Source organism: Candidatus Magnetominusculus dajiuhuensis, assembly GCF_046044395.1.
Lineage (GTDB): Bacteria > Nitrospirota > Thermodesulfovibrionia > Thermodesulfovibrionales > Magnetobacteriaceae > Magnetominusculus > Magnetominusculus dajiuhuensis.
The window spans coordinates 1-11,053 of record NZ_JBJUSG010000119.1; the positions used below are offsets into that span (position 1 = coordinate 1).

Below are 11,053 nucleotides of genomic sequence, written 5' to 3' on the forward strand. Positions count from 1 at the left end.
GACAAAGAAAAGAACAGTCTGGAAATCATTGCAACTTCCCATGAAAACTTGTTTTATTCGCTAGAACAAAATTACCGTGAATGGTACATATCTACATGGCCATTGACACCAGTGTCTTTAATATCGCCCTGAGGCGTTTTATCTGCTCTTTCGTAAATCTCTCATCCCTATAATATATCTTCTCAAATTCCACGGCGAACATACCTGCCCTGCGCCTTAGGCCGTCATCGGTTATGGTCGCTATGAATTCCTCAAGGCCATCGGACTGTTTTTTGTCGAACCCGAGGTTGCTGAGACGCTTGAGAAAGCCCTCCAGAAGTCTTTTCTCTTGCGGGGTATTATTAAAATAAATGAGCCGCAATATGATTATTAATAATATTAGCGCCAGTGCCGCCGCGATTAGTGTGGCCGTCGTTTTTAAGTGTTTTAAGCCGGTTCGGATTTTCAGCAGAGACGACTTCACAACAGGTACATTGATGTTCGTCCTGAGTTTTTTGAGCATGGACAACTGCCTGTCGAAATTGTAGTTTATCACGAATACGCCCCAATAATAATTGAGCGCGTCAAAGGAGCTCTGCAAAGTTCGCAGAAATGCGCCCTTTGATTCTATACTTAGTGAGAAGGCCGCGGCTGGAGTTGGATCATAGCGGCGCCATCTTTCCCCATCAATATACGCCTCTACCCACACATGTGCATTTTTCTGCATGACCATGTAGTAGCCGCCGAGGTTGTTATACTGCCCGCCCTTGTAGCCTCCTACCACGTTTGCGGGGATGCCGGAGGCTCTAAGCATCACGGCCATTGCCGAGGCAAAGTATTCGCAGTTTCCCGACTTCGTCTTAAACAGGAATTCGCTAAGGGGCGACTGTGACGCTGGCAGGTGCTCAAGCGAGTAGGAGTAGCCGCCGTCTTTAAGGTATGTCAATATGGCCTCAATGGCGGCGCGCCGGTCTTTGCCTTTGGTGAGTGTTTGAGCCAGCGCGGTGATGCCCTCGGGGATGTCGGGCGGCAGTTTCAGGTACCTTTCTATATCGTACTGGCCGGGACTGTCTTGTTGGACAGTAACCGGTTGTTGTTCCTCAATGACTGAGACGGCGTCGTAACGCAGCCTGCTTGTTATTGGTTCTTTTGTAAGGTATATAAACCCGCCGGGTGAGCGAATGTTTTTTATGGATACTGATATGGGCTTATCCAGGGCGAAGACGTATTTGTTGCCGTATGGTTCGAGGTATATTGTCTGCCGGACATGTCTGCCTCTGGCCCTGCTGGGGTGGGTCTGGTCCTCGGGCAGCGAGGACTTCCATGACGTACCATCAAAGGTGTCAAACAAAACTCCGCGCCAATAGAGCAGCTCATCATCAAGTTTTTCCATAGACGCCCTGAATACGACGCTTGAGTCCTGTTGTATTGAGGATACGCCCCCAAGCGTAACGCTGTCCGCAAAGCCAGACCTGCCTCTGCCGGCACGGTTTAAAAAACTGAAAAAAGGACGATCTGTCCTTGGCAGCACTAAGAAAATAATCGAGGCCATAGGTATCGAAAGAAGCGGAATTGCCATCGTCTTTAAAACTATCTTTACAAATACCTCCCTCTGAATGATAAGCTGCGGGGCCTGCGAGTAATAAGTGAGCAGCACTATGACCGGGGAGATAAGAAAGAAAAATATCATAAAGTAAAGGAAAAACGATAGATCAATAGACAAAAGAGCTGCCCCCGCAAGCAAAAACAACGAGATAAGATAAACCTGCATGTAGTCCCTGAAACTCCTCTTTTCAAGAAACTTAATCGAAAGCAGGATTAACAATGCCTCAACGGCCGACTCAACCAGGTCATCTGTGTACATCCGGAACACCGACAAGATTATCACAATAACCGACAGCACATTGATAACCCAACGCGGCACATACCCCTGGGACGTCTCTGCGGCGCTTTTCTTAAAATCAAGATAACCGGCAATAACAACCACAAGGACAAAGAGCGCGCTATAAACATATTCCACATATGCGCAAACACTTATAAAACCCGTCAGGGCAATCGCATAGGATACTAACTTAACGGCTGTCTCAACTCTTATTGAATGAGTTGTTTTTATAAAACCGGGCAGGTACATTTATGTTGAATAAACCATTAGGGGGAGGGTGCTAACCCGACGGTGGGACAGCGCTGGCTGTTTCTCTTGTTAACAGGATGAAATATTGCTCTTCTGTCAGCTGCTGCGTTATGTCTTCGGCTGAAAGGGGGGAGCTGAACAGGTGTCCCTGCGCCTCGTCGCACTTCAAAGACCGGAGAAACTCCAACTGCTCAAAGGTCTCAACACCTTCGGCAATCACCTTCATGTTCAGCGTGTGTGCCAGTGCAATAATTGCCCTTGCTATGGCCGAATAGTCCATGTCTGTCGTGACATTTTGAATGAACTGCCTGTCTATTTTCAGCGAATCAATAGGGAATCGTTTAAGATGGCTCAGGGATGAGTAGCCGGTACCGAAATCGTCAATCGTGATAAAGAGGCCGATTGCCTTTAATTCTTTGATAATGCCGATAGAGTCATCCACATCCTGCATTATTGTGCCCTCTGTCAGCTCAAGCTCAAGACTGTTGGGGGCAAGGCCGGTCTCATCAAGGGTTTGCCTTATAATGCCAGCCAGATTTTCCTGCATAAACTGGCGGCTATGGATCTTTACGGCGATATGTACATTCTGAAATCCCTGGGCTTGCCACCGGGCACCTTGCTCGCATACACGGCGTAGAAACCATTGGCCGATTGGTATTATAAGTCCACTCTCTTTGGCAACAGAGACGATTTCCCTGTGGTCGAAGTCCTTCATCCCCTTGATTTCCCAGTGGAGGCGGGCCTCAAGTCCAATAATCATTCCTGAGTTTATGTCGAGTTGCGGCTGGTATGTTATTTTAAAAAGTTGTTTTTCAAGATTCTTACGAAGGCTTCTCTCAATTTTGAGCCGTTTAACCGCCCGTGTGTTCATACCGGCAGAGAAAAACTGGAAACCATTTTTCCCGTGCTCTTTTACCTGATACATGGCGATGTCGGCATTTTTCAGCAGCACAGAGGCATCGTGTGAATCGTTAGGAAAGATACTGACCCCTATACTAACACCGACAGAACACTCCTGGCCGCTGAGATAATACGGCTTCGATACGGCTTCGATTATCTTATTGGCCACACCGACCGCGTACTTGTCCTGCTCTATGTTGCTTAGGATGACGGTGAACTCGTCGCCGCCCATGCGGGCTACCGTGTCTGACTTGCGCACGTTGCTGACAAGACGCTGTGAGGTCTCCTTCAGCAGCAAATCCCCTACATCATGCCCTAGTGTGTCGTTTATCAGCTTAAAACTGTCAAGGTCAAGGAATAACAGCGCCACAAGGCGTGAGTTGCGCGTTGCCTGCTCTATGGCCTGATTCAGACGGTCATTAAACAGTACCCTGTTGGGAAGTCCGGTCAACGGGTCATAGTGTGCCAGGGTCTTAAGCATCTGTTCGTTTTTGCCTCTTGTAACGGCGTTGGCGAATATCTCGCTTATCATCTTCACGAGCAGGACATCCTCTGCCGTCCACTGCCTTTCAGACATGACAGTTGAAAAGGAGAGAAATCCCGCTGGTTGCCCGCCTAAGGCCATAGGGGCGACTATCATAGACTTGACGCCCTTGCCTGACAAGATTGAATTATCCGGCTCTGGCACCGCATCCAGTGCGTTTATGCAAATGACCTCTCCCTTGCCGAGCATTTCCTTAAACCATGGCATGGAGTTGGATGCAAATAACCTTAGTTTGTCGTCATCAGAGCGTTCAAGCATTAGTGTATTGCACTTCCCCGCAGATTCAGGAATGCGATGTGGACTCCACCGAAATAGCTCATCAGGCACACCCTCGTCAGAGAAAAGCACCGTACAGCTATTGTCAACCCCAAGGACAACGCCAACATGCTCAAGGGCATTTTTTATCTCGGCCTTTATTTCGCTGCCGGCAATGTTTATAAAACTCGTCGAGATGGAGGCGATAAGTTTGTCTATCTGGACGCGATACTGCAGGGACCGCGCCGAAAGTCTGCTACCTGTTATGTCGCGGGCGGCCATGACATAGCCCATCAGGGTATGGCCAGCGCTCCACATGCACGATACCTTGGCCTCTATATACCGCTGTGTGCCGTCCTCTCGGTTCCTTACATAGGTGAAGATGTGCTGCCCGTCTTTTTTTACTATCTCCATAGCCGAGAGAAAGCGTGCGTAGTCAACGCTTTCTCTCTTATGAACCTCTGCCACAGTCTTGCCTAAGGTATCGGCGGCACTGCAACCAAACATCTCCTCAGCCGCTGGATTCATATACCTGACAATCAAATCCACATCGGCCGCCGCTATGGCCATATCAACAGATGACCTAAGTATGGCGTCAAGCAAAACTGCTGTGTCCACTACTGTCTGCCGTTGACAAGGTCGTCCACAACAAGCGGGTCGGCCAGGGTGCTTGTGTCGCCAAGGTTGTCAACATCTCCTTTGGCGATATTTCTGAGTATTCTGCGCATGATCTTACCGCTTCTGGTCTTTGGCAGCGCGGGGGAGAACTGTAATTTGTCCGGCGTTGCGATTGCTCCAATTACCGCCCTGACGTGATCTATGAGCCGTTTCTTTAAATCATCCGACTGCGTAAAGCCTTCTTTTAATGTGACGTAAACATACAACCCCTCACCCTTAATGTTGTGTGGAAAGCCTACTACTGCCGCCTCGGCGACGGATTCGTGGCTCACAAGGGCGGATTCCACCTCGGCAGTGCCGAGCCTGTGGCCTGAGATATTTATCACGTCATCTATTCTGCCCATCAGCCAGTAGTCGCCGTCCTCATCACACCTCGCACCGTCTCCGCTGAAATACACGCCGGGGAAGCGCGAAAAATATACCTCTTTGATACGCTTGTTCTCAGGGTCGCCGTACGTCCCTCTGAGTATTCCCGGCCACGGCTTTTTTATTGTGAGATAGCCGCCTTCGTTTGCCCCGGCAGGGCTGCCGTCTTCTTTTAACACAACGGGAACGATTCCGGGAAACGGCCGACACGCCGAGCCGGGCTTCAGTGTCATAGCACCGGGCAGTGGGGTTATCAGTATGCCTCCCGTCTCAGTCTGCCACCACGTGTCCGCAATAGGCAACTTCCCTCCCCCGACTACATTGTAGTACCACATCCATGCCTCAGGGTTAATCGGCTCGCCGACAGAGGCGATGAGCCTCAGCGACGACAAATCATGCTGCTTAACCCAGTGGTCGCCCTCTTTCATAAGCGCCCTTATGGCCGTCGGGGCGGTATAAAAGATATTCACGCCGTGTTTTTCCACTATGTTCCATAACCGCCCCGGGTTGGGGTATGTGGGGATTCCCTCAAAGACAATCGCCGTAGCGCCGTTACTCAGAGGGCCATATACAATGTAACTATGTCCGGTTATCCAGCCTATGTCGGCCGTGCAAAAGAACACATCTTCGTCCCTGTAGTCAAATATCCACTTAAACGTGCAGTTTGTGTAAAGCATATAGCCGCCAGTGGTGTGCAGCACCCCCTTGGGCTTTCCGGTTGAGCCGGAGGTGTAGAGTATAAACAGAGGGTCCTCGGCGTCCATCCACTCCGGTTCGCAGTATGATTTTATATCAGGGGCGTTTATCTCGTCGTGCCACCAGAAATCCCGCCCGGACACGGTTTCAACCATGGCTGAGGCTGCGGAGTACTCCCTGACAACTATCATTTTCTCGACCGACGGGCAATGCAGCACGGCCTCGTCCGCGTTGCTCTTAAGGGGAACGAGCTTGTTGCCTCTGGCGCTGTAGTCCGCGGTTATCACTAATTTGGAGCAGCAGTCCTGTATCCTTTCTTTCAGTGCCTGAGCGCTGAAACCGCCGAATACCACACTGTGAATAGCCCCAATTCTGGCACACGCCAGCAAGGATATAACAGTCTCAGGGAGCATTGGCAGGTATATCGTCACCCTGTCACCTTTTTTTATCCCATGCTTTTTCAGCACGTTGGCGAAGCGGTTGACCTCATAGTAGAGCTGCTGATAGGTGTATGTCTTGTTGGTAGCGCCAGAGTTGGACTCCCATATGATGGCCGCCTTGTTCCTTGCCGATGTTTTTACGAATCTGTCAAGGCAGTTGTATGAGGCGTTTAACTTGCCACCCTCAAACCATTTGATATACGGTTTGTTGAAATCATAGTCGAGGACTTTATCCCATTTCTTATACCAGTGGAGATTTTTCTCCGCCATCTCCGCCCAGAATCCCTCCGGGTCGTTTACTGAGCGTTCATAGATTTTCGTGTACTGTTCCATGGTCTTGATATGGGCCTTTTCGGAAAACTCCTTAGGCGGTGGAAACAGCCTGTTTTCGTCCATAAGTACGTCAATATTCCCTGTTCCCTGCATATGATGTACCTCCAATGTAATTATTACGGTTATCCAGAGTCAACCCTATCATAAAATTAAATTTGCTTATTTTTCAATATACCATAAACGATTAAATCACGCGCCGCGGCTCCTCAATATCCACTCAAAGGCCGCGTTGATTTGCTTTATCTTTTCGGTTTTTTGCTCTATGGACGCCTCAGTTGAGTCTGCCGCGTGTTTATCCGGGTGGTATGTCTCCTGGAGTTTTCTATATACCTGTCTTATTTTCTCTGTGGAGTCGTTTTCGTGTACGCCAAGTATCGTATATGGGTCTTGTGCCGGGCGCCCCGCATTTCTGCCAACAGGGTTCACGGCAGACAGTTTAAGCCTCGCGACATCGTATAAAATCATGACAGCAACGCCGGGAATAAACAGCCTCGCCTGCCATCTGGCCATTAACATGATAAAACCCAGCGTGATAATATAGGTTAACACAATATCGTTAACTGTACTGGCGCCGCCCTTAATAACCTTTAGCCTGAGCAGAACAAGCCTGACAAGCCTGCCGATTAATAAGGCCACAAAAACACCACTGGCAATGATTGCCATTATACCTCCTGCCCGTTTACGGTTACAGCATGTATTCTACATTATTTGCAACGGGTAATGTAATAGGATGCCTTCGGCAGCCCACGGCAATGGCGGGTTAATTTCCAGACCCAGATTTTTTTTACCCATTAATAACCTTTAAACTTGAAACATATCATCCCGCTATGTTATGTTTACTAGTGCGATGCTGACTAAGAGGAATAAATCGGGCACAATGGGGGCTTTGCTGCGAAGGCTTGTTGCCGTGGTCGTGCTGTTTTTCTTTGGATGCGCCACTGCCGGCATAAGTAAGCCAATAGAGGTAACCAGGGAAAATCCCCTGCCGGTGGAGCCTCCGGCTTTTACCCTTGGCTCAGGCGATATTATAACGGTAAAGGTATTCAGAAACGACGACCTTTCTTTGAGCAATATGAAAATCCGAATGGACGGTATGATATCTGTCCCGCTTATAGGGGAGTTTAAGGTAACGGGGATGCCGATTCCAGAGGTCGAAAAGAAAATCGAGGAGAAACTGGCTTATTATGTAATAGATCCAAAGGTCAGCATAAACGCCGTTACAATATCAAGCAAGAAGATATTTGTCATAGGCGAGGTAACCACTCAAAGCGTCATCACTATGGAGGAGAACACCACCCTGCTTCAGGCAATCGCCAAGGCGGGGGGCGTTACCAATAGCGCAAAGACATCCGATATAGCGCTGCTAAGGGGTGGGCAGGTTTACAGTATTGACTTAAACAGGGCGCTCAAGGGTGACCCGTCTCAAAATGTTGTTTTAATGGCGGGGGATGCGGTATATGTCAAGCCAACCATGGTTGGCACCCTCGGCAACTACTTCGCCGCGTTTGGTACAATAATGGGCTTTCTTATCTCCATTGAAAGCGGCGTAATACTAACTCAGCAGGTGTCCGACATATTCCATAACAAGTCATCATCAAGTACACCATCTCTGTCAATTCCGACTTCTAAGTAATGCCCATACACAGGAGTATCTGCAGGGTGTGCCATGGTGGCTGCGGGGTGTTGGTGCATGTCGAGGGTGACAGGGTAGTAAGGGTAAAGGGCGACCCCGAAAGCCCCATAAGCAGGGGGTGGATGTGTGTGAAGGGGATAAAATCGCCGGATATAGCAAACCATCCCGACAGGCTTAAACAGCCGTTAAAAAGAACCGGCCGCCGCGGTGAAAACCGATGGACTGAGATTGGATGGACAGATGCCCTCGACGAAATTTCAAATAGGATTGATGATTTAAGAAAGACACACGGGCCAGAGTCAATAGCCCTTGGGCAGGGCACCGGCAGACACCACTACATGCACGTTGTGAGGTTTGCAAACGCACTCGGCACACCGAACTGGTACGAGCCTGGCCTGGCCCAGTGCTTCATTCCCAGAATCACCGTAAGCCATTTGACCTATGGAGGCTTTGTCGTAGGGGACTACTACGGCAAGATAAGACCTGAGTGCATTATCTTCTGGGGACATAATCCCCTTGTGTCAAGCGCCGATGGTGAGCTTGCCCCCGCTGTGGCAAGGGCAATGACTGAGGACTGCGCCACAATTGCCATTGACCCCAGAAGGACACAGACCGCCAAAAGGTGTAAGGCCTGGCTTGCAATAAGACCAGCCACAGACGCCGCCCTCGCCCTTGCCATGATAAACGTTATCATTGGTGAGGGCCTGTTTGACAAAGAATTCGTAGCCAACCATACGACAGGCTTTGATTTATTACAGGCACACACGGCCAGACATACGCCACAGTGGGCTGAGGGCATCACATGGATAAAGGCAGCGGATATAGTCAAAACCGCGCGGCAATATGCCCTGTCAAAACCGGCAGTGCTGGATTGGGGACTAGGCCTTGAGCAAAACTCAAACTCCCTGCAAACAGTAAGGGCTGTGGCGATTTTACGGGCACTTACGGGTAATTTAGACTGCCCCGGCGGGGATATACTGGGGATGAACATATTAAAAGGATACCCCATCTTGAAGGATAAGCTGCCACCTGATGCATCGAAAAAGCGAATTGGCGGCGAAGAGTTTAAGCTCCTCAGTGGCTGGCGCGCCTATATGCCCTCTGCCCACATACCCGGCCTGTTCAGGGCGATGACAGACGGCACGCCGTATAAGATCAGGTCTCTGTTGGTCTTTGGCGGCAACCCGCTGCTTACCGTTGCCAATCCTAAAAAGGTATATGAGGCCCTTAATGCCCTTGAGCTGCTGTGTGTTACGGATTTGTTTATGACCCCTACGGCGCGCCTCGCGGATTATGTCCTGCCGGCCGCTTTTTGGACAGAAATAGACCACCTTCAGGGATTTCCCCTCGTAGCGGAGAATTACGTGTACGCGCAATCGGCCATTACGCACACAGGCCAGTGCCGCCAGGACGAGTGGATAATGGATGAACTATCAAAGCGGCTCGCCCTCCCCGGAGCAGAGATGTCGTACAAGGACATCTACGCCCACCAGCTCTCACCAACGGGACTGACACACGCTGAGGTTGCCCAAATGGGCTATCATACACCGCCCCATAAGTACAAAAAATACATGGAACGTGGGTTTCGTACGCCGTCTAAAAAAGTGGAACTATTCAGCTCGGTGCTGAAACGCATGGGCTTGCCGCCCCTGCCGGAGTATGCGGAGCCACAGGAGGGCCCGATTGGTTGCCCTGAACTATTAACCGAATACCCTTATGTCCTTATCACGGGGGCCAGAAGCCGGGAATTCTTTCACAGTGAACAGCGCCAGGTGGCCTCACTGCGAAGGCTGCATCCCCATCCCACCTGCGAACTCCACCCTGAGGTGGCCGCCGCTTCCGGTATCTCGGAGGGCGATTGGACGATTGTCTCCACTATACGCGGGCAGGCGAGATTCGCGGCACACGTAACCGGGGACATCCACCCACAAGTCATAAGCGTTGAGCATGGGTGGTGGTTTCCTGAGAGAGGTGATGACCCTGAGGCTCTGTGGGAATCCAATGCCAATATCCTGACGGCGGCCTGCCCGCCCTATGACCCCGCCTTCGGTTCTTACCGCCTCAGAGGGCTGCTTTGCAATATCAAAAAATCCCAGCAATAACAGGCAGTATTTTCTTTCGTCCAACTGGCAATGGGAAAAAATTACCTGGCCCCGGAGCAATCTGGGGCGCAATCAGCGGCATAATAACCGGCATATTAACGGCGCTGCTCTGGCATGTTATTTGCTTACAATACAGTGGATAAGATTAGCCGTCGGGTTAAGGGGTTTGCATTAAAGAATTCTTAGCCTTGTGGCGATAAATAATTGAGTAAGGAGGTTACTATGGTTGGCATAGGGGCGGTGGCGGGGATGTTTTCAGATGCGCTGTCATCAATTTTTGGGACAAGTGGGTCACAAAGCGGGGCACAAAGTAAAGCTGTCTCTGGCAATGGCGATTTTATGGCTGAATTTTCTAAGCAGACGCAGCAAAAAACAGCAAATATGATCAGTGCCCTGGATAAAAACGGGGATGGCACATTAAGCGCCGACGAGATGGGGTTGCCCCCGCAGACGTTTGCCGCAATAGACACAAACGGCGATGGCCAGTTGGATGCGAATGAGTTAAATGCGGCTGCCGTTAAACAGGAGATTACGACATCAACTCAGAATTTAATCAATAAATACGACACAAACGGAGACGGCAAATTAACAGCGGCCGAGTTAAACATGTCGGCGTCTGACTTTGCGGCTATAGACACTACCGGCAGTGGCGCGGTGGGGTTGCAGCAGTTGATGGCTGCCAGTCCGCTAAACTCTCTTTTGGCACAGTTCACCAGCACGGCAAGCTCACTTACGACTGCGCCAAGCGCCGCTAACAGCGTACAAGCGCTTAACATGATAGCGTAATTAACATATCAGGACGTAAGACGACCCATAGGGGGCTTTGGGTTGGGAGAAAATATAAGGGGAAGCGCCGACGGTGAAGCTTCCCCTGTATTTTTTGTGCGCCCGGCATGGAAGCATACCTGGCGGTGAAAATCCTCTACGGGGGTCAGGGCAATCGCATTAGAAATTGTCTCCCTTATTTTTGTCATTCCCCTTATTTTTGTCATTCCG

General features: G+C 50.1%; 8 protein-coding genes. 3 read left to right on the plus strand and 5 right to left on the minus strand.

Annotation, left to right across the window (positions count from 1 at the left end; genetic code table 11):
• Window positions 1–91: 91 nt before the first annotated feature.
• The 4 genes from AB7D94_RS13890 to AB7D94_RS13905 form a co-directional block, all read right to left on the minus strand.
• Entirely contained in the window at window positions 92–2,110 is a 2,019-nt protein-coding gene (locus AB7D94_RS13890; protein ID WP_420266525.1) for a transglutaminase TgpA family protein, read from the minus strand.
• Between the two features lie 31 nt (window positions 2,111–2,141).
• The gene (locus tag AB7D94_RS13895; RefSeq protein WP_420266527.1) at window positions 2,142–4,427 is read right to left on the minus strand and encodes a bifunctional diguanylate cyclase/phosphodiesterase; all 2,286 of its coding nucleotides are present in this window, start codon (window positions 4,425–4,427) and stop codon (window positions 2,142–2,144) included.
• Window positions 4,427–6,415, minus strand: a complete 1,989-nt coding sequence (gene acs, locus AB7D94_RS13900; RefSeq protein ID WP_420266528.1) for an acetate--CoA ligase — start codon at window positions 6,413–6,415, stop codon at window positions 4,427–4,429. Before acs ends, AB7D94_RS13895 begins: the two co-directional genes overlap by 1 nt.
• 96 nt (window positions 6,416–6,511) lie before the next feature.
• Window positions 6,512–6,985 carry a J domain-containing protein gene (locus tag AB7D94_RS13905; RefSeq protein WP_420266529.1) on the minus strand — a complete coding sequence of 158 codons (474 nt, stop codon included), beginning with the start codon at window positions 6,983–6,985 and terminating at the stop codon, window positions 6,512–6,514.
• A 184-nt stretch (window positions 6,986–7,169) separates the two neighbouring features.
• On the opposite strand from AB7D94_RS13905, the gene AB7D94_RS13910 reads away from it, so the two are divergent.
• The 3 genes from AB7D94_RS13910 (at window position 7,170) to AB7D94_RS13920 (ending at window position 10,843) form a co-directional block, all read left to right on the plus strand.
• Window positions 7,170–7,955: a polysaccharide biosynthesis/export family protein gene (locus AB7D94_RS13910; protein WP_420266530.1), complete on the plus strand. Its 786-nt coding sequence runs from the start codon at window positions 7,170–7,172 to the stop codon at window positions 7,953–7,955.
• Window positions 7,955–10,057 carry a molybdopterin-containing oxidoreductase family protein gene (locus AB7D94_RS13915; protein ID WP_420266531.1) on the plus strand — a complete coding sequence of 701 codons (2,103 nt, stop codon included), beginning with the start codon at window positions 7,955–7,957 and terminating at the stop codon, window positions 10,055–10,057. The genes AB7D94_RS13910 and AB7D94_RS13915 overlap by 1 nt, the downstream gene beginning before the upstream one ends.
• Window positions 10,058–10,279: 222 nt before the next feature.
• Window positions 10,280–10,843 carry an EF-hand domain-containing protein gene (locus AB7D94_RS13920; protein WP_420266532.1) on the plus strand — a complete coding sequence of 188 codons (564 nt, stop codon included), beginning with the start codon at window positions 10,280–10,282 and terminating at the stop codon, window positions 10,841–10,843.
• Between the two features lie 8 nt (window positions 10,844–10,851).
• Here the strand turns inward: AB7D94_RS13920 and AB7D94_RS13925 are convergent.
• Window positions 10,852–11,053 (minus strand): hypothetical protein (locus AB7D94_RS13925; RefSeq protein WP_420266533.1); only part of this gene is annotated, 202 nt, incomplete at its 5' end.

What these genes read in the sequence shown, in the direction of transcription:
- AB7D94_RS13910 (WP_420266530.1), top strand. Translation starts at nt 7,170, where the DNA reads ATGCTGACTAAGAGGAATAAATCGGGCACAATGGGGGCTTTGCTGCGA.
- AB7D94_RS13890 (WP_420266525.1), bottom strand. Translation starts at nt 2,110, where the DNA reads ATGTACCTGCCCGGTTTTATAAAAACAACTCATTCAATAAGAGTTGAG.
- acs (WP_420266528.1), bottom strand. Translation starts at nt 6,415, where the DNA reads ATGCAGGGAACAGGGAATATTGACGTACTTATGGACGAAAACAGGCTG.
- AB7D94_RS13905 (WP_420266529.1), bottom strand. Translation starts at nt 6,985, where the DNA reads ATGGCAATCATTGCCAGTGGTGTTTTTGTGGCCTTATTAATCGGCAGG.
- AB7D94_RS13920 (WP_420266532.1), top strand. Translation starts at nt 10,280, where the DNA reads ATGGTTGGCATAGGGGCGGTGGCGGGGATGTTTTCAGATGCGCTGTCA.
- AB7D94_RS13915 (WP_420266531.1), top strand. Translation starts at nt 7,955, where the DNA reads ATGCCCATACACAGGAGTATCTGCAGGGTGTGCCATGGTGGCTGCGGG.